30 protein-coding genes are annotated in these 25061 nt (G+C 61.8%); 11 read left to right on the top strand and 19 right to left on the bottom strand.

What is annotated here, in order from left to right; all coding sequences use genetic code 11:
• The first annotated feature begins 131 nt into the window (after nucleotides 1–131).
• On the top strand, nucleotides 132–1130 hold the full coding sequence (locus NKI73_RS04985) for a nicotinate-nucleotide--dimethylbenzimidazole phosphoribosyltransferase (protein ID WP_352627932.1): 999 nt from the start codon (nucleotides 132–134) through the stop codon (nucleotides 1128–1130).
• Nucleotides 1131–1141: 11 nt separating this feature from the next.
• Here NKI73_RS04985 and NKI73_RS04980 read toward each other — a convergent pair whose 3' ends face one another.
• Together NKI73_RS04980 and NKI73_RS04975 are read right to left on the bottom strand one after the other, a co-directional pair.
• A complete protein-coding gene (locus tag NKI73_RS04980) occupies nucleotides 1142–1672 on the bottom strand; it encodes a GNAT family N-acetyltransferase (RefSeq protein ID WP_352627747.1) in 531 nt (176 codons plus the stop codon).
• A gap of 50 nt (nucleotides 1673–1722) precedes the next feature.
• On the bottom strand, nucleotides 1723–3243 hold the full coding sequence (locus tag NKI73_RS04975) for a sensor histidine kinase (protein WP_352627746.1): 1521 nt from the start codon (nucleotides 3241–3243) through the stop codon (nucleotides 1723–1725).
• Between the two features lie 75 nt (nucleotides 3244–3318).
• On the opposite strand from NKI73_RS04975, the gene NKI73_RS04970 reads away from it, so the two are divergent.
• The 4 genes from NKI73_RS04970 to NKI73_RS04955 all read left to right on the top strand — a co-directional run bounded on the left by NKI73_RS04970 (nucleotide 3319) and on the right by NKI73_RS04955 (nucleotide 5812).
• Nucleotides 3319–3939: a thermonuclease family protein gene (locus tag NKI73_RS04970; protein ID WP_352627745.1), complete on the top strand. Its 621-nt coding sequence runs from the start codon at nucleotides 3319–3321 to the stop codon at nucleotides 3937–3939.
• A gap of 43 nt (nucleotides 3940–3982) precedes the next feature.
• Nucleotides 3983–4594, top strand: a complete 612-nt coding sequence (locus tag NKI73_RS04965) for a glutathione S-transferase (protein WP_352627744.1) — start codon at nucleotides 3983–3985, stop codon at nucleotides 4592–4594.
• Between the two features lies 1 nt (nucleotide 4595).
• Nucleotides 4596–5213: a uracil-DNA glycosylase family protein gene (locus tag NKI73_RS04960; protein WP_352627743.1), complete on the top strand. Its 618-nt coding sequence runs from the start codon at nucleotides 4596–4598 to the stop codon at nucleotides 5211–5213.
• Between the two features lie 107 nt (nucleotides 5214–5320).
• Nucleotides 5321–5812 carry an Lrp/AsnC family transcriptional regulator gene (locus NKI73_RS04955; RefSeq protein ID WP_006205209.1) on the top strand — a complete coding sequence of 164 codons (492 nt, stop codon included), beginning with the start codon at nucleotides 5321–5323 and terminating at the stop codon, nucleotides 5810–5812.
• A gap of 28 nt (nucleotides 5813–5840) precedes the next feature.
• On the opposite strand, the gene NKI73_RS04950 is transcribed toward NKI73_RS04955, so the two are convergent.
• Nucleotides 5841–6407, bottom strand: a complete 567-nt coding sequence (locus NKI73_RS04950) for a DUF3299 domain-containing protein (protein ID WP_352627742.1) — start codon at nucleotides 6405–6407, stop codon at nucleotides 5841–5843.
• A gap of 308 nt (nucleotides 6408–6715) precedes the next feature.
• Between NKI73_RS04950 and NKI73_RS04945 the strand changes: the two genes are divergently transcribed.
• Nucleotides 6716–8071 (top strand): DUF7986 domain-containing protein, encoded by a 1356-nt coding sequence (locus NKI73_RS04945; protein ID WP_352627741.1) that lies wholly within the window; start codon nucleotides 6716–6718, stop codon nucleotides 8069–8071.
• Nucleotides 8072–8130: 59 nt separating this feature from the next.
• On the opposite strand, the gene NKI73_RS04940 is transcribed toward NKI73_RS04945, so the two are convergent.
• The 11 genes from NKI73_RS04940 to moaA all read right to left on the bottom strand — a co-directional run bounded on the left by NKI73_RS04940 (nucleotide 8131) and on the right by moaA (nucleotide 16621).
• Nucleotides 8131–8832 (bottom strand): DNA alkylation repair protein, encoded by a 702-nt coding sequence (locus tag NKI73_RS04940; protein WP_352627740.1) that lies wholly within the window; start codon nucleotides 8830–8832, stop codon nucleotides 8131–8133.
• A gap of 10 nt (nucleotides 8833–8842) precedes the next feature.
• Nucleotides 8843–9712: an NAD(P)-dependent oxidoreductase gene (locus tag NKI73_RS04935; RefSeq protein WP_352627739.1), complete on the bottom strand. Its 870-nt coding sequence runs from the start codon at nucleotides 9710–9712 to the stop codon at nucleotides 8843–8845.
• Nucleotides 9713–9824: 112 nt separating this feature from the next.
• The gene (locus tag NKI73_RS04930) at nucleotides 9825–10646 is read right to left on the bottom strand and encodes an ABC transporter permease (RefSeq protein ID WP_352627738.1); all 822 of its coding nucleotides are present in this window, start codon (nucleotides 10644–10646) and stop codon (nucleotides 9825–9827) included.
• Nucleotides 10643–11362 carry an ABC transporter permease gene (locus NKI73_RS04925; protein WP_352627737.1) on the bottom strand — a complete coding sequence of 240 codons (720 nt, stop codon included), beginning with the start codon at nucleotides 11360–11362 and terminating at the stop codon, nucleotides 10643–10645. Before NKI73_RS04925 ends, NKI73_RS04930 begins: the two co-directional genes overlap by 4 nt.
• A gap of 79 nt (nucleotides 11363–11441) precedes the next feature.
• The gene (locus tag NKI73_RS04920) at nucleotides 11442–12227 is read right to left on the bottom strand and encodes an ABC transporter substrate-binding protein (protein ID WP_352627736.1); all 786 of its coding nucleotides are present in this window, start codon (nucleotides 12225–12227) and stop codon (nucleotides 11442–11444) included.
• A gap of 157 nt (nucleotides 12228–12384) precedes the next feature.
• A complete protein-coding gene (gene mobB, locus NKI73_RS04915) occupies nucleotides 12385–12894 on the bottom strand; it encodes a molybdopterin-guanine dinucleotide biosynthesis protein B (protein WP_352627735.1) in 510 nt (169 codons plus the stop codon).
• Entirely contained in the window at nucleotides 12891–13517 is a 627-nt protein-coding gene (gene mobA / locus NKI73_RS04910) for a molybdenum cofactor guanylyltransferase MobA (RefSeq protein ID WP_352627734.1), read from the bottom strand. Before mobA ends, mobB begins: the two co-directional genes overlap by 4 nt.
• 56 nt (nucleotides 13518–13573) lie before the next feature.
• Nucleotides 13574–14494 (bottom strand): DMT family transporter, encoded by a 921-nt coding sequence (locus NKI73_RS04905; RefSeq protein ID WP_352627733.1) that lies wholly within the window; start codon nucleotides 14492–14494, stop codon nucleotides 13574–13576.
• Between the two features lie 121 nt (nucleotides 14495–14615).
• Nucleotides 14616–14975: a hypothetical protein gene (locus tag NKI73_RS04900; RefSeq protein ID WP_352627732.1), complete on the bottom strand. Its 360-nt coding sequence runs from the start codon at nucleotides 14973–14975 to the stop codon at nucleotides 14616–14618.
• 120 nt (nucleotides 14976–15095) lie between these two features.
• Nucleotides 15096–15569: a hypothetical protein gene (locus tag NKI73_RS04895; protein WP_352627731.1), complete on the bottom strand. Its 474-nt coding sequence runs from the start codon at nucleotides 15567–15569 to the stop codon at nucleotides 15096–15098.
• Nucleotides 15570–15625: 56 nt separating this feature from the next.
• Nucleotides 15626–16621, bottom strand: coding sequence for a GTP 3',8-cyclase MoaA (moaA, locus tag NKI73_RS04890; protein ID WP_352627730.1), 996 nt, complete (start codon nucleotides 16619–16621; stop codon nucleotides 15626–15628).
• Between the two features lie 199 nt (nucleotides 16622–16820).
• Between moaA and NKI73_RS04885 the strand changes: the two genes are divergently transcribed.
• Together NKI73_RS04885 and NKI73_RS04880 are read left to right on the top strand one after the other, a co-directional pair.
• Nucleotides 16821–17174: a gamma-butyrobetaine hydroxylase family protein gene (locus tag NKI73_RS04885; protein WP_056587844.1), complete on the top strand. Its 354-nt coding sequence runs from the start codon at nucleotides 16821–16823 to the stop codon at nucleotides 17172–17174.
• A 120-nt stretch (nucleotides 17175–17294) separates the two neighbouring features.
• Nucleotides 17295–17906: a pyridoxamine 5'-phosphate oxidase family protein gene (locus tag NKI73_RS04880; protein ID WP_352627729.1), complete on the top strand. Its 612-nt coding sequence runs from the start codon at nucleotides 17295–17297 to the stop codon at nucleotides 17904–17906.
• Between the two features lie 18 nt (nucleotides 17907–17924).
• Here the strand turns inward: NKI73_RS04880 and NKI73_RS04875 are convergent, their stop codons facing one another.
• On the bottom strand, nucleotides 17925–18377 hold the full coding sequence (locus tag NKI73_RS04875) for a MarR family winged helix-turn-helix transcriptional regulator (RefSeq protein ID WP_023813960.1): 453 nt from the start codon (nucleotides 18375–18377) through the stop codon (nucleotides 17925–17927).
• Between the two features lie 47 nt (nucleotides 18378–18424).
• Between NKI73_RS04875 and NKI73_RS04870 the strand changes: the two genes are divergently transcribed.
• The gene (locus NKI73_RS04870; RefSeq protein ID WP_352627728.1) at nucleotides 18425–19333 is read left to right on the top strand and encodes an alpha/beta hydrolase; all 909 of its coding nucleotides are present in this window, start codon (nucleotides 18425–18427) and stop codon (nucleotides 19331–19333) included.
• A 13-nt stretch (nucleotides 19334–19346) separates the two neighbouring features.
• Here the strand turns inward: NKI73_RS04870 and NKI73_RS04865 are convergent, their stop codons facing one another.
• Together NKI73_RS04865 and NKI73_RS04860 are read right to left on the bottom strand one after the other, a co-directional pair.
• The gene (locus NKI73_RS04865; protein WP_352627727.1) at nucleotides 19347–19742 is read right to left on the bottom strand and encodes a rhodanese-like domain-containing protein; all 396 of its coding nucleotides are present in this window, start codon (nucleotides 19740–19742) and stop codon (nucleotides 19347–19349) included.
• Between the two features lie 55 nt (nucleotides 19743–19797).
• Nucleotides 19798–20412 carry a TetR/AcrR family transcriptional regulator gene (locus tag NKI73_RS04860; protein WP_352627726.1) on the bottom strand — a complete coding sequence of 205 codons (615 nt, stop codon included), beginning with the start codon at nucleotides 20410–20412 and terminating at the stop codon, nucleotides 19798–19800.
• Nucleotides 20413–20512: 100 nt separating this feature from the next.
• Between NKI73_RS04860 and NKI73_RS04855 the strand changes: the two genes are divergently transcribed.
• Nucleotides 20513–21259, top strand: coding sequence for a 3-oxoacyl-ACP reductase family protein (locus NKI73_RS04855; RefSeq protein ID WP_352627725.1), 747 nt, complete (start codon nucleotides 20513–20515; stop codon nucleotides 21257–21259).
• A gap of 209 nt (nucleotides 21260–21468) precedes the next feature.
• Nucleotides 21469–23352 (top strand): L,D-transpeptidase family protein, encoded by a 1884-nt coding sequence (locus NKI73_RS04850; protein WP_352627724.1) that lies wholly within the window; start codon nucleotides 21469–21471, stop codon nucleotides 23350–23352.
• 1 nt (nucleotide 23353) lies between these two features.
• Here NKI73_RS04850 and NKI73_RS04845 read toward each other — a convergent pair whose 3' ends face one another.
• Nucleotides 23354–23836, bottom strand: a complete 483-nt coding sequence (locus NKI73_RS04845; protein ID WP_352627723.1) for a hypothetical protein — start codon at nucleotides 23834–23836, stop codon at nucleotides 23354–23356.
• A 334-nt stretch (nucleotides 23837–24170) separates the two neighbouring features.
• A partial coding sequence (locus NKI73_RS04840; protein WP_352627722.1) for an integrase core domain-containing protein occupies nucleotides 24171–25061 on the bottom strand: 891 nt, incomplete at its 5' end.

The raw sequence follows: 25061 nt of genomic DNA, 5'->3' as shown, positions 1-25061 counted from the left end.
ATGCAAGCCCTCGCGATTGCGCCGTTCGCGGCCAGCTTTGCGCCAAATGCAGGACCATGATCCAAGAGGTTGTGCCCACGACGCAAGGCGGCTATGCCGCTCACCTACTCCAGGGAATGATAGCCAACGAGATGACCAGCGCGCTGCCTTTTGACGATTTTCGCAACCTGCTGGCCAATCTGCCGGCGGCCGACACGACAGCCGAGGCCCGTGTGCGCACGCTGTTTGCCAAGGCCGACAAATCAGGCAATTCGCTTGGCCGCATCGAGGACATCGCCGCGTGGCTGGCCGCTTGGAGCGGGCGAGCTCCTCCCGCAGTGACAAGACCGCTGATGGCGGTCTTTGCCGGTAATCACGGTGTTGTCAGGCACGGCATTTCGCCACGGCCGGTAGCGGCGACCGCCAATGCGGTCGAGCTTTGCGCGGCCGGAGGTGCTGCGATCAACCAGATCTGCATTGCCAACGATCTCGGGCTGAAGGTTTTCGATCTTGCCCTGCACATTCCGACCGCCGACATCACCTGTCATGCCGCATTCGACGAGCGCGGCTGTGCCGCCACCATGGCCTTCGGCATGGAAGCGATCGCTGGTGGTACCGATCTGCTGTGCCTCGGCGATCTCGGCGTCGGCAACTCCACCGTTGCTGCAGCCCTGTTTGCGGCGCTGTTCGGGGGCAGGGGCGTCGACTGGGTCGGCACTGGGTCGGGCGCCGATGCGGCGATGCAGGCACGCAAGGCAGACGTGGTCGATGCGGCGCTGGCCTTTCACGCCGGCCACCTCGGCGACCCGCTCGAGGCGCTGCGCCGGGTCGGTGGCCGTGAGTTCGCGGCGATTGCTGGCGCCATCCTTGCCGCGCGGATGCAGAAGATCCCAGTGCTGCTCGACGGGCTCGCCGCAACGGCCGCCGCAGCGGTGCTGCATGCCGCCAACCCCGCCGCGCTCGACCATTGCCTGCTCGCCAGCCTGTCGCCAGAGCCCGCACACGCCCGCACCGCCGAACGCCTCGCCCTGCGCCCATTGCTTGATTTGGGCATCAGCCATGGCGAAGGGGCAGGGGCGGCCCTTGCCGCGGGTCTGGTCAAAGCCGCCGCGCTGACCAGTTCGGGCATGGCTGCTGCGGTGCGCGGCTAGAGTCTTGACGATCAGCGCCGGAGATTGGGAATGCGGTAGACGACAGCGGTATATTTTGGGTTGGAGCGGCTGCCGATTATGACGCCGCCGAGGCGTTCCGCTATTCTTCTACTGGCCACGTTCCTTTCGGCAACCGGATATTCGAAGCAGTCCGGTTCGAGTGTCTCGGCGGCCCACTCAGCAACAGCAGCAATTGCCTCCCTACCAATGCCGTTTCCTTGAGCGTCTTCTCTAATCCAGATCCCGAGCTCGGGACACACGGTCTTCGCCGCATGAAGGCCGACAAGCCCCAGGCAGCGATCGTCTGCCAATGCACGCACAACAAAGTGCAAGTCCGAACCGTCATGGATTGGCGCCAGCCAGGATCGCCATACCTCGGCAAAGGCCGCAAGTGATTGAGGTGGTTCCCACTGCATGAAACGGGTGATGGCGGGAGTGATGGCGACAAAGAGGTCTTCGGCATCGTCGGCTGTAAACGGCTTTAAGCGAAGGCGCTCTGAGTTGATCTCGACACCACCGGCATGCCAGTCATCTGCCGCCATTGTGGAGTGCCGTCCTTCTTATTGACCATCGACCCAGGTCGACGGGGCGCTTATCGCCGCCGAGCTGCTACCGCCGCGGTCGGCAGCGCGGGCAGTTCCTCCATCACCCGGCTCAGCGGGAAGATGGCGATCGCCTCTGTCCCTTCGCGCAGCTTGGAATGAAGTTCGAACTCGCCGCCATGCATGGCGAGCAGCCCTTGCACGATCGGCAGGCCAAGTCCGGTGCCTTGCTCGGCGCTCTTGATGGCGATCGAGCCCTGGCCGAAGGCGGAAAGCACGATAGGGATCTCGTCTTCCGGTATGCCCGGTCCATTGTCCTTGATCGAAATGTACTGTCCGCCCCCCGCCGTCCAGCCGACGCGGACACGGATTTCGCCTCCGGTGGCGGTGAACTTGATGGCATTCGACAGAAGGTTGAGCGTGATCTGCCGCACCGCCCGCTCATCGGCGAACATGCGCGGTAATTGATGCTCGAAATCCTGGACGACGCGGATATCCTTGTTGCGCGCCCTCAGCTCCATCATGTGACAGCAATCCTCGACGATGCTCAGCAGCATAACCGGCTCTTCATTGAGCTGGTAGCGGCCGGCCTCGATGCGCGACAGGTCGAGGATCTCGTTGATCAGGTCGAGAAGATGCTGGCCAGATTCGTGCACGTCGTGGGCGTAGTCGCGGTAGGTGGGATTGCTCATCGGCCCGAGCACCTCGTTCGACATCACCTCGGAAAAACCGAGAATGGCGTTGAGCGGCGTGCGCAGTTCGTGGCTCATCGAGGCGAGGAACCGCGACTTCGCCAGATTGGCATCTTCCGCCCGGCGCCGCGCCTCGTCCGACATCGATTTCGCCGTCTCCAGTTCGGCGACCAACGCATCCTTTTCGGAGCGGAACGACAGCATCATGAGGGACGAGCGGTTGAGATGGCGGGCTACATAGGCGAAGAAGGGCAGCGACACGACAAGCAGCCCGGCCATGATCGCCTCAACCGGCATCCATAGCTTGAACCCAACATAGGCGTAGAGCGCCGCGGGAGCTGCAAACGTCGCCAACAGCGCTCCGCGCAGGGACGAAGTCATCACCGCGGTCGCCGCCATGGCGAACAGCAGCACCACCGCCTTGACCAACTGGAATTGGTCGACCTCGCAGGCGCCGCAGCCAAGCCAGACGAACCAAGCCCAGCCGAGGCCGCAAAGGAAGTGTCCGATCAGGAATTCCCGTCGTGTTTGCAAAGGGTTAAGCTCGGAAGCTTCCGTTCGCTCGATGCGCCGCGCCATGAAGGCGACGATGGTGTAGCAGGTCAGCGTGAACAGCGCCCAGAGCCCGACCTCGTTGCCGACGCCGGCTAGCCGGCCGGCAGCCGCGATCACCAGGATGAGAAGCGGGATGGCGATGGCGCCGCTTGTCATTGCGCGGGCATGGAGCTTCAGCAATTCGCGATCGAAATCGGGATTGCCGGCCTGCTGCGAAAGACGGTCACGCGTCTTGCGCACCGCGCGCGCCACATCGTTGTTGCGATGAGGTTTCCTGCGGTCCACAATGAACTTGTCCGCTGTGTTCGAGCGTTGCAAGGGCATCAAAACTTCAATTTATGCGAGCAGCGGTTTCCAAGTGTTAAGCTACGTTCGAATGATTAACCAACCGTTTGCCATATGAGCCGATCCTGGTCGCCGAGGCCGCGCCGGCGATACGTCGCGCCACCCAGAAGTCTGTGGCGCAGGCTGGTGGATTACGGACTTACCGTCATCATTCTCGGGTTGCTGATCCTGCTGGCGGCCCGCCTCGACCGGGTGGAGACACGCAAGACGCAAGGCGTGGCAATCATCAACGACGGCGATTCGATCACGCTTGGTGCCGAGCGCATCCGCTTGCGCGGCATCGATGCTCCGGAATATACGCAGACCTGCCGCAGGAACGGCGCCGATTATCCCTGCGGCACGCTTGCGCGCCAGTCGCTGGTGCGCCTGATCGGCGGCCAGCCCGTCTCCTGTACCGGCTGGCAGCGTGACCGCTATGGCCGGCTTCTCGGCAATTGCACCGCCGGCGGCAAGGATCTCAATCGGGCGCAGGTCGAAGCGGGATGGGCGGTTGCCTATGGCGACTTCGAGAACGAGGAAGCCACTGCCCATGCGGGAAAAACCGGTATCTGGGCAGGTACGTTCGACCAGCCGCAGGAATGGCGCGACAGCCACCACGGCGAAGTCGTCGAGAGAAAACATGGCACACTGGCGTCGATCGGCGATGCCGCGCGCGAGATTTTTCGCTTCTGGTGATCCGCATCGTGTAATTGGACCGCGAACGAATGGGAGGATGGAGATGAAGCTCTTCGACGGTGGCCGGGCGCCCAATCCACGACGGGTCCGCGTTTTCCTCGCCGAAAAAGGCATCACGGTTCCGCAGGTAGCCGTCGACATGGGTGCTCTCGAGCACAGGCAACAGGCGATCAGCTCTCGCAATCCTTTGCAACGCCTGCCGGTGCTGGAGCTGGACGACGGCACCATCATCACCGAATCCGTCGCCATCTGCCGCTATTTCGAGGAACTGCATCCCGAACCAGCCCTGTTCGGCCGTGGCGCACTCGGCAAGGCGCAGGTCGAGATGTGGCAGCGACGAATGGAGTTCAACTTGCTCAGCTGCGTCACGCAGGCGTTTCGCCACATCCATCCGGCCATGAAGGAATGGGAAATCCCGCAGATCCCCGAATGGGGCGAGGCCAACAAGCCGAAGGCTGTGCAGTTCCTCAGGCTGCTGGACGGCGAACTGGGCAGCCGGGAGTTTATCGCCGGCGACAGCTATTCGATCGCCGACATCACCGGCCTGATCGCCGTCGACTTCATGAAGCCGGCACGCATCAAGGTGCCGGATGAATGCGCAAATGTGTTGCGCTGGCACCAGGCCGTCTCCAGCCGACCGAGCGCATCAGCCTGACATGACCGCCGAACTCGACAGCTTCACCGCCACGGTTCGCGCTTGCCGCATCTGCGTGGAAAACCCCGTCGGCAAGCCATTGCCGCATGAACCGCGGCCGGTGCTGCGGCCATCGTCCAGCGCCCGTATCCTGATCGCCAGCCAGGCGCCGGGGACCAAGGTGCATCTGTCGGGTATGCCGTTCACCGATGCCTCCGGCGACCGCCTGCGCAGCTGGCTGGGCGTGACGAGCGACGAATTCTACGACATCGAAAAATTCGCTATCGTGCCGATGGGCTTTTGCTTTCCCGGTCAGGACGCCAAGGGTGGAGACCTGCCGCCGAGGCGCGAATGCGCGCCGGCCTGGCGCACGCCTTTGATGGCTCTAATGCCACGGATCGATCTGGTGCTGACGATTGGCAGCTATGCGCAGTCCTGGCACATGGGTGCCGCGCGCCGGCCCTCGTTGACGGAAACGGTGATGGATTGGCGCGCCATCTGGGAGAATTCCGTTGGCCGCAAGGTGCTGCCGCTGCCGCATCCGTCGTGGCGCAACAGCGGCTGGCTGAAGAAGAATCCATGGTTTGAAATGGATTTGCTGCCATTCCTGAGATCGGAAATCCGCTATCGCCTCGGTTGATCTTTCAGCAAGAAATCACTCGCTTTTCCATCAATTGGCAGAATTTCTTTCTTGTGAAAGGTCGAAATAAGGGGGACTATAGCCAATCTATTCCCCGAGGGACAAAAATGGACCGCCTTGATAGAAAAATTCTCCGCCTTTTGCAGGAGGACGCGACACTCGCGGTCGCCGACGTCGCCAAGAAAGTCGGGCTGTCGACGACGCCTTGCTGGCGGCGCATCCAGAAGCTCGAGGAGGAGGGCGTCATCAAGCGGCGCGTCGCCATTCTCGACCATGAAAAGGTCAATGTGCGCGTCACCGTCTTCGTGTCGATCCGCACCAATTCGCATAGCCATGAGTGGCTGAGGCGCTTCTCGGAAGTCATCCAGGAGTTTCCCGAGGTGGTCGAGTTCTACCGCATGAGCGGCGACGTCGATTATCTCCTGCGCGTCGTGGTGCCCGACATTGCCGCCTATGACGCCTTCTACAAGCGACTGATCGCCAAGATCGAGATTCGCGACGTGTCGTCGTCATTCGCCATGGAGCAGATCAAGTACACCACCGAAATCCCGCTTGACTACATGGTGCTGGACAAGGAGTCGGGCGCCAACGCAGCTTGAGCTTGATCATCGCGCAAGGTTGTCCCGCTTAGTTCTTCTTTTTGTTGAGGAAACTCCAGGGCGAGTTTACTGGCAGCGTGACGGCGTCCGGCACGCTGTCGACGGCCATCACCTCTGCCTTGCGGACGCTGTATCCCGACTGGATGACGCTGACGCCATCGAGGATGAACAGCTGGCTCTTCTCCATGTCCGGCTTCATCGCGCCGGTGACAGCGACCGGCTGATAGGCCTCCGACATCTTGTAGGGGCGAGAAGGCGTGACCAGAACGATTTGGTTGGGCGGCGGCGTCGGCATGTGGCTGCACGCACCCGTCCACGGCACCAGCAGGAACTGATAGACAAGGTCGCCGTCGCGATCGACGGGCAATGCGTAGCCGGCCAACTGAATGCTTTTGTCCTGCAGATCGAGGGATAGCGTCTCGCCGTGATCCGGCAATTTTGCGGCGATCATCGGCAACCCGACGTTTTCAGCGGCCGCTTGCGCAGCGGGGCGCAGATCCTTCCAGAATATGTGCGCGGTCTCCGCCGAGGCATCACCGATGGAAACAGCAAATGCCGCAGCCAGGACCGCAACTGATTTGAGGCGATTGTTCATGGGCTCCATTCTTCGCCAAGCTGCTGCCCGGATCGAGTCAAACCGTCGTGATTCGAGCGCATATTTGCAGATGCCAGATCCGGCTGTGCCATCAATCCACACTTTCGCTCTTGCGCGCAATTCGATCGCCGTTGTGGGGTAGCGCGCTTGTCAGCGACCTCGCGTGAAACTGGACACGAATAAATGCTTGGGAAAGAGCCGAAAATGGCTTGCCCGGTCGCGACTGTGGAGCAGAAAATCGATCGGCCATAGGATGCAAACCGGCCGCGTCCGTGTCCACGGACCTCGCCAGAACATGGAGAAGTATCATGCCAGCCAGCGATGATCTCAAGGGGCTGATGAAATTCCTTACCCGTGAGCAATGGCGCGAATGTTTCGAAGAGGTGCTTGACGATCATTTCGGCCCAGTTCTCGAAGCCTACGACATGGATTTCGAAGACCTCACCGAAATCCTCGGCGAGGTTTGGGCGATGACCGTTTGGGGCTGCGCCTTCGAGGACTTTCTGAGCCTGGACTTCGAGGGTGAACCCGGCAACATCGTCGATGACTATGTCAAGCGTAGAGGCTGGAAGGAAAATGCACAATCCAAAGCTTATATGATGGCGTTACGGACCTCCGTCATGAGCCTGTATGAAGTAAGCAACGTCGTGCCTGGACAATCACTTGCGGCGCGTGACCTTATCCGCGGAGGTGAACCTATCAACGTTAGCGAGGGCACCGCCACGAAGATGTTGAAACAGTGGGATAAGATCGCTGCACGGGTCGTGCCGGTCATGGGCAAAAACGTCCTTGCGGGCGGTGTCTTGCCGTTCACGCCGCAGGCTACGGAAGCACTGTTCGACGGACTGCGCGGCGCGTTCGGGAAAAGAAATGCAAAGAAGCTGCCCGCGTTGAGGAATGAAGAGCTGCAGGCGGCGGCATCCATGTTCACACTGTCATGGTTGTTTGACACCCTCAATAGGATGATGGAGAGGCCGACGCTGCGAAATAGCGATGGCGACGACATCGTATTCCATGATGTCCGCTTTCCCTTGGCATCGGGCGTGGCGCCGGAAGAGATTGCTTCTCGATTGAACACCATTCGGGGCATGTCACAGGAAAACGCGAACTTCTGGAACTGGCTGGAAGAGACACCACAAGGCAGAGACAAGCCAAAAGCGGCGAAGGCGCCTACAATCGACACCACGGCGGATAGCGGTTCGTGTGTGCTGGGCAATGCCGAACTGAAGGGGCCCTTCCTCCATCTGTCCACCAATTCCGCAGAGCGAGCTGCAAGAGGGACGGCCTTGGTTCGCCAAGCCCTCGGCGATCTAGCGCGGACCCCCCTCACTGAAATCCGCACTGTCGAGCAGATGTTGGCCGAACGATCTGGCAAGCATGTCGAAACGCCGTCATCGAGTGCGCCACCTGAAATCGCCGAACAGGGTGTTCACGAGTTCTTGGATCGGCATTATCTGGAAACTCTTGATCAGCCCGTCGCAATGTTGGGGAACAAAACACCGCGTCAGGCCGCCAAAACCCCGGCCGGCCGCCTGAAGGTCGCCGATTGGCTGAAGTATCTCGAAAACCAGACAGCCAAACAACCAGACCCTGTCAATCCGATGGCCACCTATAGTTTTGAATGGATTTGGAAAGAGCTCGGCCTTCAGGACCTGCGTCAATAGTGCGCTGCTATGTGCTCATCCATCGATGCACCGTTGGCGCGAGTCGATCGCGCCACGCGTCAGCCTTTCTTGGCGATCCGCTCGAGCGTCTTGGCATTGGAAAGTTCGTTGACAGCGTCCTTGCCGATCCAGCGCGCGGTCCTATCGGTCGACTGCGCCAGTCGTTCGGCGACGGCAAGCGCGGCGCCATGCATAGCCATCGATCGTTTGCCGATCGATCGAAGCGCCCAGTTCACGGCTTTCTTCACGAAATTGCGGCTGTCGGTGGCATGCGCTTCGATGATCGGCAGGAAGTCGAGGAAGCTTGTCTCCGGTTCTTTCTTCCGGTGAACGACAGACCAGGCCATCATGGCAAAGGCCGTGCGTCGAACGAACTCGCGTTCGTCCGCCGCGAACTCCTCGATCAGTTCCTTCCAGGCGTCGGTGTCGACGAAGAGGTCGGAGACGCCGTCGACGATATCCCAGGAATCAAAAGACGCCGCCCATCTTCTTGCATCTGCAGCAGAAAATCGTTTCGGATCAGCCGTGACGGAAGCGATGAACTGCGCCTCCACGATACCCGTCTCCCACAGATCGAAGGCGCGCTCGTGGTTGCGTTTGATCTTCCTGGCGATCTGCCGCTGCACGCCGTGCGAAATGCCAAGTGCGCGCTCGATCTTGATGCCGTAGCGCAACATGCCGACGCGGTTCTCCTCCGAGCCGATGACGCGCAGATGTGCGACAATCTCTGCGGCACTGGATTGAGGCGAGAGTTCTGCCACCGCCAGAAACCTATTTCTCCAGACGCGCCAGCAGCGAGGACGTGTCCCAGCGTTTGCCGCCCATTGCCTGCACATCCTTGTAGAACTGGTCGACAAGTGCTGTCACCGGCAATCTGGCGCCGTTGCGGTCGGCTTCAGCCAGGCAGATGCCAAGGTCCTTGCGCATCCAGTCGACGGCGAAGCCGAAATCATACTTGCCGGCATTCATCGTCTTGTGGCGGTTCTCCATCTGCCAGGAACCGGCCGCGCCTTTCGAGATGACCTCGATCACCTTCTCGATGTCGAGCCCGGCCTGCTTGCCGAAATGGATGCCTTCGGCCAGGCCCTGGACGAGGCCAGCGATGGTGATCTGGTTGATCATCTTGGTGAGCTGACCAGCACCGGTCGATCCCATCAGACCGACCATGCGAGCAAAAGCGTCGATGACAGGCCTGGCCCTGTCGAAAGCGTCCTGCTCGCCACCGACCATGACGGTCAGTACGCCGTTCTCGGCGCCGGCCTGGCCACCGGAGACCGGCGCGTCGAGAAACGAAAAGCCGCCGGCTTGCGCCGCCGCCGCCAATTCGCGTGCGACCTCGGCCGAGGCGGTGGTGTTGTCGATGAAGACCGAACCCTTCTTCATCGATTTGAAGGCGCCTTCGGGACCCGTCGTCACCGAACGCAAATCGTCGTCGTTGCCGACGCAGGAAAAGACAAAATCCTTGCCTTCGGCGGCCTGCGCCGGCGTCGCCGCAAGGCTGCCGCCATGCTGGCCAACCCAGTGCTCGGCCTTGGCCTTGGTGCGGTTGTAGACGGTGACGTCGTGGCCACCCTTGTTCCTCAAATGCCCGGCCATCGGATAGCCCATCACGCCAAGACCGAGAAATGCAACAGATGCCATGAGCCTGCCCTTCAGAATGGAAACGGAATTTGCTGCGAAAGCTCTAGGCTCTGCGCTCAATTCGTCAAGACGCGTATGGCCGGATCGACTGGTGCAGCCGAATTGAAAATGGTCAGCGTTTCAGGTGAACGGTGATCCGGCGTTCGATCCATTCAACGCCATGGCGCAGGATCTCGACCATCACCAGATAGACGAGAGCGACCCAGATATAGGCCTGAATGTCGAACGAGTTGGCGAAGGCGAGCTTCGCATTGCCCATCAGATCATAGACCGTGATGATGGCGACGATGGCGGACGCCTTGACCATCAGGATCAATTCGTTGCCATAGGGCCGCAAGGCAACGATCAACGCTTGGGGCAGGATGATCTTGCGCAACGTCTGCAATTTGTGCAGGCCAAGCGAAGCCGCCCCCTCCCATTGCCCACGAGGCACGCTCTCGATGGCGCCGCGCAGAATTTCGGCCTGATAGGCGGCGGTGTTGAGCGCAAAGGCAAAGACGCCGCAATTGAACGCGTCCTTGAAAAAAACCCAGAGGCCGACCGACTGGAGTTCGACCCGGAACGAGCCCAATCCATAGTAGACCAGATAGGTTTGAACCAAGAGCGGTGTGCCGCGGAAGAAATAGACGTAGCAATAGGCGAGGGCGGACAGGATCCGGTTGCTGGACATGCGCCCGTAAGCGACAGGCACCGACAGGATCGCGCCGAGCACCATCGATATGGAAACCAGCGAGAGCGTTACCCCAAGCCCTCGCAAATAGGCCGGCGCATATCTGGCGAAGAAATCGGGATTCCAGGCTAGGAAGAGATAGCTGACGATGCCGAGGCCGAAAGCGATCCACAAGCAAACCAGCGCATAACCGACAATACGCCTGCGCGGCCAGCCGCGCGCCCGTGGCGGGGGCCGTTCGACCATGGCGGCTGTGGCGCTCATCGCTGCGCCTCCCGCCGGCCAAGCGAGCGCAGAATGGCGCTGGTGGCGAAGGACGACACGACGGCCAGGCCAAGAAAGACCAAGGAGGCGACGCCGAAGAACAGGAAAGCGTGCTTGGTGACGCGGGCGGCAATGCTGGCGTTACGCAGCGTCTCCGCGAGACCGACGACCGACACCAGGGACGTGTCCTTGAGCAGGCTGAGCCAGCAGTTCTCCAGTCCGGGAAACGCGATGCGCAGCAGCTGCGGCACGATCACCTTGCGCATGGTCAGCCAATTCGAAAGACCGATGGCGTAGCCGCCCTCATACTGGCCTTTGGGAATGGCGCGGAAGGCCGACAGGAAAACCTCGCTGGCATAGGACGAGAAGATCAGTGCAAGCACGATCATGCCGGCAACGAAGCTGTTGACGTCGATGGTGGCGTCCGGCCGGAAATACCTGACGAGATGCTGCAGCAGGATCGGCATGCCGAAGAAGAACAGGAAAAGCGTCACCAGCTCCGGCAGGCCGCGAAACACCGTGGTGTAAATGTTGGCGGCAAGGCGCAGCGAAGGCTCTTCGGACTGCTTGGCGAGTGCAATGAAAAAGCCGATCGTCAGTCCGATGGGCAGCGTGGCAAGCGCGAGCGCAATGGTGATCAGTGCGCCATAGGCGATATCATCAAGCCAGCCATCGGGTCCCCAACTGAGAAGTGTCCATATGCTTTGGGCTGGCATTGACAGGTCTTATCTCCACGGCGCTCCCGAGACGAATGAAAGACGGCGGGGAAATTCCCCGCCGTCTTGACCCAATTTATCAGGACTCGGCGCCGTAGACGTCGAACTTGAAGTACTTGTCGTTGATTTCCTTGTATTTTCCATTGGCGCGGATGGCGTCGATGGCCGCATTGAGCTTGTTGACGAGGTCAGTCTCGCCCTTGCGTACGGCAATGCCGGCGCCCGGCCCGAATGTCTCGACCGGCTGCGGCGACGGCTGGCCGAGAATCTTGCAGCAGGCGCCATCGGGCGAATCCAGCCACTGCTGCAGCACGACGATATCGTCCTGGATGGCGTCGAGACGACCATTGGCGAGATCTGCCTGCTCCTCGGGGCTGCTCGGATAACCCTTGACGGTGCTGTCGGTGTAGGTCTTCGAGGCATAGTTGAAATGCGTCGTGGTGGTGGCGACGCCGATGGTCTTGCCGGCGAGATCTTCCTTGGTCACGCCCTTCAGCGTGCTGTCCTTCGGCACTGCGAGCGCCGATGGCGTGTTGTAGTATTTGTTCGAGAAGTCGACCTTCTCTTTCCGCTCGGGTGTGATCGACATCGAGGCGACGATGGCGTCGAACTTGCCGGCCTGAAGGGCGGGAATGATGCCGTCCCAATCCTGGGCGACGAAGGTGCACTTGACCTTCATCTCATCACAAAGCGCGTTGGCGATGTCGATGTCGAAGCCGACGAGCTTACCGTCGGCGGTGAGGTTGTTGAATGGCGGGTAGGCGCCTTCGGTGCCGATCCGCAGGGTCTTTTCCTGGGCCTGGGCTACGCCGAGCGTCAGCAGCGCGGCCGAAGCGGCGAGCGCGATACGCAGTGCAATACGCATGATAGTCCTCTCTTTATGGTCCCGGCCGTCGTTCCAAACGGCTCTGTGGGGCGGTGCTTTTGACCGCCCGCTGGCGCGATACTCCCACTCTTTCAAAGAAAAAAGCAACTGCAAAACCACAAAAATGGGCAAGGCTATTCTGCCGCTGCGTCAGCGCTCAAGCAACGAGCCCAGTGGTGCGCTCGATGAAGTCGGCTATCGACTTTGCATCGTCGAGATCGAACACCGGCAGGCGCTCGCCTTCAGCTGTGAAATCGGCGGCGACAGCAACGACGTTGGGATCACCTGCCGAAAGCGGCGTGCGGTCCTTCGCGTCCAGCCGGCGGGTTTCGATCTTGCGGTGAGCCTCGCGCTTGTAGCCTTCGACCAGCACAAGATCGCAAGGCGCGAGCCGTGATAGAATCACCTCCAGCGTCGGCTCATCTTCACCGCGCAGCTCATGCATCAGCGCCCAGCGGGTTCCCGACACGATCGCGACTTCCGTGGCGCCGGCCTGCCGATGGCGGAAGCTGTCGGCGCCTGGTTTGTCGATGTCGAAAGCATGATGGGCATGTTTCACCGTCGACACTTTCCAGCCGCGCCGGACAAGTTCGGCGACCAGCTTTTCGGTCAAAGTCGTCTTTCCGGAATTCTTCCACCCGGTGATGCCGAAGACGCGTCTGTTCATGGCTTCATGCTCTGCAACAGCTGTTCGGCGGAGGCAAGATCGTCAGGCTCGTTGATGTTGAAGAAAGGGTCGACCCTCGCCGACTGCAGAACCGGGAATTCCACTTCGACAAAGCCGTGCCGGTCGATGAAAGCCGAAACCCGCCTGATATCCTCATCGACCAGAAAGTGCCGCAGGGCGTCGCGACAATCCGTTGGCCAGAGCGCGAAGGTCGGGTGCCGCTTGCCGGCCGAACAAGCAACGGCAATCGAACCGGGATGTCGGTCGGTGGCGGCCGCCAGTCGCTCGACAAGATCCAGCGGCAGGAAGGGCGTGTCGCCGGCAGCGGTGACGATCGCCTTGCAAGTCGTGTTGGCCGCGGCCCATTCGAGGCCGGTCAGGATACCGGCAAGCGGCCCGGCAAAGCCGGTCACCGTGTCGGCAAGCACCGGCAGCCCAAAGCGCGAGAACCGCGCCGGATCGCCGTTGGCGCTAAGCGCGAGAGCCCCAATCTGCGGGCCAAAGCGCGAGATGACCTGGTCGAGCACGCGACCGCTGCCAAGCGGCAACAGGGTCTTGTCGCCACCGCCCATCCGTCTCGACTGGCCGCCGGCCAGAATGATCCCCGCAACATCTCGCTTCATGCCATCGAGCCTGTACGCCTGCCGCCGAAAATCACAAGAACCTTCAAATGAACAGGCTAGATTCCATCCGGCACCATGGTTGGTCCGGTGCTTTCGGCGACGATCTTTCGCCTGCCGACCACTCGCTCGCGGTAAAGCGCATAGAGGCCGGAGCCGATGATGATCGTGGCGCCGACGATCATCGGCAGGTCGGGAATATCGGCGAAGATGAACAGGCCAAGCAGGATCGACCAGATCAGGGCCGTGTAGCGGAACGGCGCGATGAAGGAGATGTCGCCCGAGCGCATCGCCATGATGATGAACTGGTAGCCGATGAGCACCAGGACAGCAGCCAGGGCCAACAAGGCTGTGCTGTTGCCTGTCATCGGTGTCCAGCCCCCCATCGGCGACAACAGCGCCGCACCGACAATGGTCATGGCAAGCGCGGTCGCGGCCGACACCAGCAATGTCGGAATGGCCTTGGGAATCCGCTTGGTGGCGAGATCGCGCACCGCACAACAAGCGACGCTGGCCAGTGCCGACAGCGAGTAGATGCTGAACCCTTCGAAGCCAGGCCGCACTATGATCAGCACGCCAGCAAATCCGATGGCGATGGCCAGCCAGCGTCGCCAGCCGACAGCCTCGCCGAAGACAAGAGCTGCCCCCATCGTCACCGCCAGCGGCAGCGCCTGCAGCACCGCCGAAACATTGGCGATCGGCAAATGGGCGAGGGCGACGAGAAAACTCACCGTCGCGCCGGCCTCGCTGATCACGCGCATGGCCACCAGCGGCTGCAGCATCGAGCCCGGGCGGGCGAGCGCGCCGCGCTGCCAGGCGAGCAAGCCGACGAAAAGCGAAGCGAACGCACCACGGATCAACATGACTTGCGCCATGTTCATCGATTGCGACGAGTATTTGGTGATGGCGTCGTTGAGGGTGAAGCCGGCCATCGCCACCACCATGAACAACGCGCCGCGTAGATTTGGAGACAGGGGCAAGGCGACTACCGGTTATGCTTTGCAGCAAGCCTGTAACAGCCGGGCATGAAACAGCAATAGCAAAGGGCTGGGCCACAGCCTTGTTTGTGGCCCGGAAGAGTGCCTGCAATGACGGCAGAACTTACTTCTTCGGCGTCAGCACCTCGGTGCCATTGCCTTCCTTGCCGGCGATGGTCCACAGGCCGTGCAGCGAGCCGTCGTCCATCACCTTGCAGACGACAAGGCCGATATCCTTTTCCATGACATAGCCGGCGGAGAAGGCGTCATCGTTGCGCATGCAGATACCGTCGGAAGATGAGCCGCCGGTCTCCCAGTGGATGGTGCAGGTCGTTCCGCTGGTCAGTGTGATGGTTGCCTCGCCGCCATAGGCGGAGCCGTCGAAGTTGGTGCCGGCGACCGTGTAGGCGCCGCCGATCGACTGGGCGGCCGCGGGCACGGAAGCGAGACCAAGCAATGCAAGAGAAAGAACGAGTTTGCGCATGATGTATTCCCCCTGTGAGCGAAGAGCCGCTTCCAGGGGAAGGCTAGGCTGGAACAAGCTGACCGTAAATCCGGCTGCGGTTCGCGAACAAGACTTTTTCTGGGGTGTGGTCCGAAACCGTCATGGCCCCTTGAGACTGCCGGCGATGGCGCCGACCAGCGGGTCGTATTTCGACTTGAGGGTTGGCGGATAGTCGACCCTCACCGTGCGGATGACGCCATCCCCGCCGAACAGGCGCCGCTCGTAGAAGACCTTTCCGTCCTTCAAGCCCGACAGCACCGCCCAGTCCTTGCCGGCCTTGCTGTAGGTGATCTTGTAGCCGGCTTCACCGCTGGCTTTCTCGGCAGCCACAAAACCCTTCGGCGTCTCGTCGTCGATGTTGAGGATGCCCGAGCAGATCAGGCTGGCGCCATCGGCGGTCAGCCATACCTGTCCGTCGCCATTGTCCGGTTCAGGCTGGCGATCGGTGAAGACATCATCTGGAAAGGTGCAGACCGTGCCGAAGCGCTCGTTCACATAGGTGAACGGCGCGGCGACCGCACTGGTCGCCGCAATTGCTGTAACAAACGCCAGGAATGAAGAACGCCGTTGCATATCGCGCCTCGAAGCAAATGACCTCGGGGCGATCTTGCACGAATTTCACGAAAAGATCAGCCGCCAGTCACACTCATATGGCGCGACACCGATGGGCGGCTGGTGCGGCGGTCGATGATGAAGTCATGACCTTTCGGCTTGCGGCCGATCGCTTCGTCGATGGCCTCGGCGACCAGTTCGTTGCCTTCGGAGGCCCGCAAGGGCGCGCGCAGGTCGGCGGCGTCTTCCTGACCGAGGCACATATAGAGCGTGCCGGTGCAGGTCAGCCGGACGCGGTTGCAGCTTTCGCAGAAATTATGCGTCATCGGCGTGATGAAGCCGAGGCGGCCGCCAGTCTCGGCGACATGGACGTAGCGGGCCGGGCCGCCCGTCTTGAAGGGGATGTCGGTCAGCGTGAACTGGCGCTCCAGCGAAGCACGCAGCAGTGACAGCGGCAGGTATTGGTCCGTGCGGTCGGCATCGATCTCGCCCATCGGCATGGTTTCGATGACCGTCAGGTCCATGCCGCGGCCATGCGCCCAGCGCATCATCCCGGGCAACTCGGCGTCGTTGAAATCCTTCAGCGCCACCGCGTTGAGCTTGACCTTCAGCCCGGCCGCCTGCGCGGCATCGATGCCTTGCATGACCTTGTCGAGATGGCCCCAGCGGGTGATCTTGTGGAACTTGTCGGCGTCGAGCGTATCGAGCGAGACGTTGATGCGCTTGACGCCGCAATCGGCGAGTTCGGCGGCAAAGCGCGACAGTTGCGAGCCGTTGGTGGTCAGCGTCAGTTCTTCCAGCGCGCCACTCTCGAGATGCCGCGACAGCTGGCGCACCAGATGCATGATGTTCTTGCGCACCAGCGGCTCACCGCCGGTCAGCCGCAATTTCCTGACGCCCTTTTCGATGAAGACGCTGCAGAGCCGGTCGAGTTCTTCCAGCGACAGCAGGTCCTTCTTCGGCAGGAAGGCCATGTCCTCGGCCATGCAATAGGTGCAGCGGAAATCGCAGCGGTCGGTGACCGACACCCGGAGATAACTGATCGTGCGGCCGAAAGGATCGATCATGTCCATGCTTCAAGCGCTTTCCGTGGCCGTGAACGGCTTCGTTATATACCGCTATGTGATACGATCCAGCCGTTCATTCAAGATAGCGGCTGTCGATCTTTGGTAACATCCCTGCGCCGACATAGCATGTCGGTCGGTTTTATCAGACCTTTTCCCGTTTGACGAAGCGGCGTAGGGAAGGGGTGGATAATACGGATCGCACAGCATGACCGCACCGAAAGAACTCAGGGTCTCGAAGGACCGCAAACTGCTGTCCGTCACATTCCCCGATCATCAGCCCTTCGAACTGCCGGCGGAGTTGTTGCGCGTCGCCTCGCCATCGGCCGAGGTGCAGGGCCATTCGCCCGAACAGCGGGTGACGGTTCCCGGCAAGCGCAATGTGGCGATCCTGAAGATCGAACCGGTCGGCAACTATGCCGTGCGCATCACCTTCGATGATTTCCACGACACAGGCATCTTCACCTGGAACTACCTGCACACACTCGGCCACGAGAAGGATGCACGCTGGGACGCCTATCTGGCCGAGCTTGCGGAAAAGGGCTTGAGCCGGGACCGCTAGAGGCAAAGAGCATGATGTCGTCCGAAAACCGCTCACACTTTTCGGCATCATGCTCCCGTCGCTGTCGTCAAAACGTCATCGATGTGGAGTAGCGCCGGCGAAGGTTTGGAGACGAAGAAGATGTCCGTCATCACCACGGTCGAGCAGCTCGAGGCACTCTATGGCGTTCCAGGCGAGGCCTCCCTGGTCAAGGAACTCGACCACGTCATTCCAGAGTATGCCGCTTTCATCGAAGCCTCGCCCTTCGTCGCGCTGGCGACCAGCGGGCCGGAGGGGCTTGATTGCTCGCCGCGCGGCGATCTCGCCGGTTTCGTGCGCATCCACGATCCGAAAACCCTGATGATGCCGGACCGGCGCGGCAACAACCGTGCCGATTCGCTTCGAAACATCATCCGCGACCCACGCGTCGGCCTGCTGTTCCTGGTGCCGGGCTCCGGCACGACGCTGCGCGTCAATGGCCGCGCTCATATCACCACGGATACAGCGCTGTGCGCGTCATTCATGGTGGACGGCAAGGCGGCACGCTCGGTGACCGTTATCGATATCGATACGGTCTATTTCCAATGCGCCCGCGCCATCGTCCGCTCCGAACTCTGGAATCCGGCGAGGCATGTCGACCCGAAGTCGTTGCCGACGCCCGGACAGATCCTGGAAATCACCAGCCGCAAGAACATCGACGGCGAAGCCTACGACAAGGAATGGCCGGAGCGGGCGAAGAAGTCGATGTGGTAGGTTCGGCTGAAAGGGCCGTTACGCCTCTTTCAGCACATCATAAATCTTGCGCATCTGCTCGCCGATCATGTCGCACTGCTCCGGCGTCGACTGGCTCATCGCCTTCTCGATCAGCGCCATATGCACTTTCAGCGCCTGCATCAGCAGCGCCTCGCCGGCTTCGGTCAGGGCGAGACGCAAGATGCGCTTGTCCTTCTCGTCGCCTTCGCGGCGCAACAGGCCGCGCGCCTCCAGCTGCGGCAACAGCATGGTGATGTTGGAGCGGCCAACGAGCAGCTTGCGGGCAAGGTCGTGCTGCGACATGCCAGGGTGGCGATAGAGGTTCATCAGCACGTCGAGCTGCGCCGGCTTCAGGTCGAGCGGCGCCAGCTTCACCGCCAGCGTGCGCTCCAGCACATGGCAGGCGCGCGCCACCGCGACCCAGTTGCGAAAACGCGGGTTGTCCCAAGGTAGCTCTTGTTTATTGTTCATCTTTGAACTATTATGTTCATGCTTGAACGTATGGATGGATTCTCACTATGGCATCATTCTGGCTGAAGGTCATCCGGGGCGTGTTTAGTGCGGCCGAGCATGTCGCGCCGCGGCTCACCGGACGCGCGGCGTTCGAATTGTTCTGCCGCACGCCGAGCGTCAAGGCGCTCAGCGATGGCGAACGCCGCGCTATCGATCGCGCTGCCGAGTTCATGACTGAGGCGCGCCATCACCGGCTGAAGACCGCAACCGGCTGCGTCATGGTGCACGAGTTCCGGCCGGAGCCGGGCAGGGTAGCCATAGGCACGGTGCTGGTCGTCCATGGCTGGCGCTCACGCACCGAATATATGCGCGCGTTGATCGAAGGCTATCGCGCCGCCGGCTACAGGGTCGTTTCGCTTGACCTGCCTGGCCACGGCCAGTCGCAGGGCCGGCGCCTGAACATGGTCAATGCCGTTGATGCGGTGCGGGTTGCCGGCGAGTGGTTCGGCCCGTTCGTCGCAGCGGTCGGCCATTCTTTCGGCGGCGCCGTCGCCGCCAATGCCATCGCCGGTTCGGTCAAGAACATCCCGCCGCTGGCAGCCGGACGCCTAGTTCTGATCGCAGCGCCAAGTTCCCTGCCGGCGATCTTTGCCGACTTCAGCCGCATGCTCAATGTCGGACCGCGCTCGCAAGCCGCCATGGCGGACCGAGTCGAACATCTTTCCGGCCGGCCGCTGCACGAGTTCACCGGCGACCGCCAGCTTGCCCATGCGCCGGTGCCGACCCTGGTCATCCACGCACCGGACGATCGCGAAGTTTCGGCTGATCATGCAAGGCGCTATGCCGGCGCCGGCGGCCATGTGCGGCTCTACTGGGCCGACGGGCTGGGCCACCGCCGCATTCTCGCGGACAAGGGTGTGGTCGAACGCGCCGTCGGCTTCGTGACGCATCGCGAGCCATTGCTGCTGCACTGAACGGCGGTCGAGATTATTTCTTCTTTTCGCCGGGTTCGACCGGCAGTCCGGCAGCCTTCCAGGCGGTGTAGCCGCCAAGGATGTGCTTGACCGGCGAAAGCCCCATGTCCTGTGCTGTCTTGGTGGCCAGCGCCGAGCGCCAGCCGCCGGCGCAGAAAAAGACAAAGCTCTTTCCCGAGGCGAAGAACGGCTTGTGGTAGGGGCTTTCGGGATCGATCCAGAATTCCAGCATGCCGCGCGTGACATGTTTGGCGCCGGGAATCTTGCCGTCGCGTTCCACCTCGCGAGGGTCGCGCAGATCAACGAAGATGGTGTCTTCGTCATCGAGCAGCCCGGCTGCTTCCTCCGGCGAAACCACCTCGATCTCGGCGTTCGCCTCGTCCAGCAGTTCGCGATAACCCTTTTTCACGCTCTCGTCCCTCCCGGCGTTGCTGGCGGATTTCGAGCACACCAGCCGGCGTTTGTCACGCCGCGTCGGTGCCGGCCATTGTCTTCCAGGCAGCCATGGCCCCGGCCACGGTCTCCAGCAGCGCATCGTGCGATGCACCGTCTCGCGCCTGGATCGACATGCCGTGCTGAACCGTGGCGAAGAAGGTCGCGGCAGCATGGCAGTCGAAGTCCGCCGGCAGCTCGCCTTCGGCAACGCCGCGCTCGAGACGCTTCTGCAGAGCGGTATGGTTTTCGGCGCGGCGACGGCGCAGATCATCGCAGATGGCGCCGCGGCTCGAGTCCTGATGCAGCGCGCCGAGCGCGATCAGGCAGCCCTGCGGACGATCGGTCTGTGCATAGGCTTTCGCCGTCCGGCACAGAAACTGTTCGATCGCCAGCCGCGCGGACGGCGCCTCCTCCAGCGCCAGCCAGATATCGGCACCCTCGGTGCGCGAATAGAGGTCAGTCGCCTCAAGGAATAGCGCCTCCTTGCTGCCGAAAGCGGCATAGAGGCTTGGCGAGTTGATGCCCATGGCGGCGGTCAGCTCGCTCATCGATGCGCCTTCGTAGCCACGGGCCCAAAAAACCTCCATCGCGCAGCGCAATGCCGAGGTTCGATCGAAGGTGCGGGGACGGCCTCGTTCCGACATCGTGCTCTTTTCTGTGTTGATCGATACATAATTCAGTTGACGCAGGCGGGCAAGGCTGACAGATATTTATGTATCGATCATTACAAAAAAGGAGAAATCGATGTCATCCAACCAACTGGGCGGCAAGGCCGCGCTCGTCACCGGCGGCAGTCGCGGCATCGGTGCGGCGATTGCGCGGCGGCTCGCGGCCGACGGCGCCAGCGTCGCGCTGACCTATGTGCATGGCGAGGAGCAGGCCCGCGTTGTTGTCGCCGAGATAGAGGCCGAGGGTGGCCGCGCCATCGCGATAAAGGCCGACAATCGCGATGCCGTGGCCATAGACAAGGCCGTCGATGAAGCCGTGACCGCATTCGGCCGGCTGGACATCCTGGTCAACAGCGCCGGTATCTGGCGCACCGCACCGATCGACACGCTGTCGCTCGCCGATTTCGATGAAACGATGGAGGTCAATCTCAGGGCTCCGTTCATCGCGTCCAAGGCAGCAGCCGCGCATATGGGCGAGGGCGGCAGCATCATCTCGATCGGCAGCAATCTTGCCGAGCGGGCGACTGACAGCAGCCTCACAGCCTACTCGGCCAGCAAGGCAGCGCTGGTCGGTCTGACCAAGGCGCTGGCGCGCGACCTTGGCCCACGCGGCATCACCGCCAATGTCGTTCACCCCGGTTCGACCGACACCGACATGAACCCGGCCGACGGCCCGCACGCCGAACACCAGCGCCGGAAGATGGCGACGCCGCGATTCGGCAAGGCCGAGGACATTGCCGGCATGGTTTCCTGGCTGGCGGGCCCGGAAGGCCGTTTCGTCACCGGCGCCGCGTTGACCATCGATGGCGGCGCCAACGCCTGATCCGCAACGGATTCCCGGCTGGAGCGCAAGCACCTCCGCTCCAGCCGTCACGATGTTGTGAAACTGTTCTGCAACAGACGTTCCAAAATTTATGAAAGCTTAACGAAATCGGTATGAATCAGTATAGTCGCGCCTTACATCCGCCATGCGGTGAGCGAGACGGTCTGACGTGCGGAACGGGAACCGGTTGCGGCCGGAGCGGGTGATCCATGAAATTCCTCGGAAACAGGGCAACCGTGATGCCGCTTATGGCGATCACGGCAACGTTGGCCTTCGGTGTGCCGCAGGCAGGCGCGCAGGGGCTTTTCGACATGCTTTTCGGGGGCGGCGTCAGGCAGGCTCCGCAAGGTGAATTCCCGCCCCCGCCACCGAAGCACAAGCCAAAGCCGAACGTGCCGGGCGGCAGTGGTGTCAAAATCAGCAGCCCATCCTATTACACCTACAAGGCCGATCGGCTGATCCGTATCGACTTCTCGGCGCTGACGGCAGCACCGCAGCCGGCAACCCCACAGGACGCCGCCTTCGTTCCGTCAGCCACGGGCGCCGCCTTCCGTGATGCCATTGCCAGCTTGGGTGACTATGAACTCTATGCCGAGCCCGACATCGCCAAGGCGCTGATCGCCTATTACTCGGCCAATCCGGAATTCATCTGGGTGACAGGAACCAGCCTGAACAGCCGTGCGCAGGATGCGGTGCGCGTGCTCGGCGAGGCCGCGAGCTACGGTCTTGAGCCCGCCGACTATACGGTCGAAGTGCCCGCTGCCGGCACATCGACGGCCGACGCCAATGCACAACTGAAAGAACTCGTCCGTTTCGAGATGGCGCTGTCGGCGCGCGTGCTGCGCTATGCCCATGACGCCCAGAACGGCCGCGTCGAGCCCAACCGCATGACCGGCTACTATGATTTCCCGGCCAAGCCGCTCGACTTGCAAGGCGTGTTGAAAACGCTGGCCCATACCCAACAAGTGCGCACCTATCTTGAATCGCGGCACCCGCAGAATGCGGAATACCAGGCACTGCGCGTCGAACTGGAATCCCTGCAGGCCAGCGCCGAGAACGAAATCGTCGTCGACCCCAAGCTGTTGCTGAAGCCGGGCGAAATCAGCCCCGAACTGCCGAAGCTGCTGACCCTGATCGCGCGCAATCTCGATGACGAGATGGGCGGCGCCTATGGCGAGATCCTGTCCAGGCTGGCGACCAGCGAAGTCTATGATCCGGAACTGATTCCGGTCATCAAGGCCGTGCAGCAAAAGGCCGGCATGAAGGGCGATGGCGTCATCGGTCCGCGCACCGTGTCGTCGCTGGCTGGAACTTCCAAGGCCGACAAGCTGCTGAAGGTGGAAGTGGCGCTGGAGGAACTGCGCTGGCTGCCTTCCGATCTCGGCAGCCCGCGTGTCTTCATCAATCAGCCGGCCTTCACCGCGAGCTATATCGACAATGGCGAGGAAAAGCTGAAGACGCGTGTCGTCGTCGGCAGGACCACCAACCAGACCACCTTCTTCTACGACCAGATCAAGCAGGTCGATTTCCACCCCTATTGGGGCGTGCCGCAGTCGATCATCGTCAACGAAATGCTGCCGAGATTGCGCAACGATCCTGGCTATCTCGACCGGGCCGGCTACGAGGTGACGGATTCGCGCGGCAAGCGCATTCCTTCGTCGGCCGTCAACTGGGGCGCCTATGGCTCGAACATCCCCTACAGCGTGCGCCAGCAGCCGAGCGAGGCCAATGCGCTGGGCGAGCTGAAGATCCTGTTCCCCAACAAGCACGCGATCTACATGCACGACACGCCCCAGAAATCCTTCTTCGAGCGCGACATGCGCGCGCTCAGCCATGGCTGCGTGCGGCTGCAGGATCCGCGCGGCATGGCGGCGGCGGTGCTTGGTACCTCGGTAGACTATATCGCCGAGAAGCTGAAGCACGGCCACGCGACCGAGAACGTGACACGCACGATCCCAGTGTACGTCGCTTACTTCACCGCGTGGCCTGACCTGTCCGGCAAGGTCGAATATTTCGGCGACGTCTACGACCGCGACTCGCGGCTCAAGCAGGCCCTGGACGCCACCGAGGCGGTGCGTTCGCCGTCGAGTTGATTTAACGCTCCAGCAGCGGCCGCCGGAAACCGGCGTCCCGCCCGGCGATCAGCCAATAGAGCAACCCGGCGACAAGGCCGGCGGCGGCGATGATGCCGATGTCGACCCAGCGCTGCGGGTCCATGTCCTCCGGCGCACTCGGCCAGATCAGGGCGAAACCGCCAACCGCGGCAGCGGCGCCGAAGAGCATGTGCAGCAGGACATTGCGCAGCGAGAAGAACTCGGCGATCAGCGCGAAGATGAGCGTCTGCAGCGCGGTCACGACGATCGTCAGGAAATAAACGAACATGCCGAGTGGCGGCACCAGCAGGACCGCGATCGGCGAGACGCCCATGACGTCGAAATAGTCGGGCGCGTTGGGCAAGGAACTGAGCGCGGCATAGATCGCCGCGATGGCGATCAGGCCAACCAGCACCGACACGAAGTAGCCGGCAAGCATCATCAATATGCGCTTTAGTACATGTTTCGCCGTCGCCATGCCCATCCCCCAATGCGGCGCCTAGGAGCAATTCCAGAAAAGGTGTGAAGCAGCTTTCCCGGGAAAAGCGCATAGCGCTTTCCCTTGGGAATTGCGTCAAAACAAAGAGTTAGAACGGTTCGCCGTTTCCGTGAAAGGTGAAATGCTCTGGCGCTGTAGTCAGCCATCAAAGCGAGACCGACGCAAGGGGAAGGCAATCGCCTCAAGCCAGCGACCTTTCCAACTCATAGCGGGGAGCGCCAATTTGTCGAGGTCGGCGCCGCCCCTCATTGTCCTGCCGGTGTCCAGCCGATAGATGGGTAACACTTTGAACCGGATACATAGGTAACAGTTTTCCCCCTTATGATAGGTTCGTCGCAGCGCCAAGCGGTTGGGTTGGCGCTGCGCTGCGGCGAACCAGTTTCTTGTGCTTGTGGTCGATGAAGCCGAGCGGATGGGCATAGAAGCGCATCGCCCATTCGCCGTTCTCGGTTTCTTCGATGGCAATCGGCTCGCCTGCCAGCGTGGCCGAGACGTAGATCTCGGCGCCCTGCCATTTGACGGCGCCGTTCTGGCGCACGCTGCGCACTGCCGCCTCGGCCGGATAATCCGGCTCGGGGGTCGTCTTGGGCATGGGGCGGGTCGAGGGACGGTAATGCTGTGCTGGGGTGTCCATGCCAAGCGCCTCGTGCGGGCGCTCCTCATTGTAGCTGCGCCGGAAGGCCTCGAACGCCTGGGCTTGAGCCGCCCTGTCGGCCTCCGGTGCCTTGGCCATCGGCAGCATGGTCAGGTGGAAACGCTCATGGCGCCCGTTTTGCTGCGGCTTGCCCGGTTGGATGCGCTCAAGGGCGATGCCGAGCTTGATGAAGCGCGCCGCAAGCGGCGCCAGCCCGGTGACGCCGGTCGACGCAAATGGTGAGCCATTGTCGCTTCTGAAGCGATCGGGCAGGCCGTTCTCCTCAAACAACCGCTCAAACACCGGCCAAGCCTCCTCATCCGCCGTCGAACTCGTTGCCTCGAGCCCCAACAGGTAGCGGCTCGACACATCCATCACCGTCAGCGGTTCGCAGCGCCACCCGTCGCGGGTCCGGAACCAGCCCTTGTGGTCCCCGGTCCACACCGCGTTCGGCTCCGAAGCTTCCGGCCATGGGCCATTGCCTGCCGCCTTCCAGCGTTTGCGCCTGCGCCCCACAAGTCCATGCCGCTTCAGTATCTCACCAGCCGTCGAGACCGCTGGCCAGCCGCCGCAGGG

Source organism: Mesorhizobium sp. M0496, from assembly GCF_040321205.1.
Taxonomy (GTDB): domain Bacteria; phylum Pseudomonadota; class Alphaproteobacteria; order Rhizobiales; family Rhizobiaceae; genus Mesorhizobium.
The sequence above is the reverse complement of the archived record's forward strand: the minus strand, read 5'-3'. Positions and strand labels throughout refer to the sequence as shown.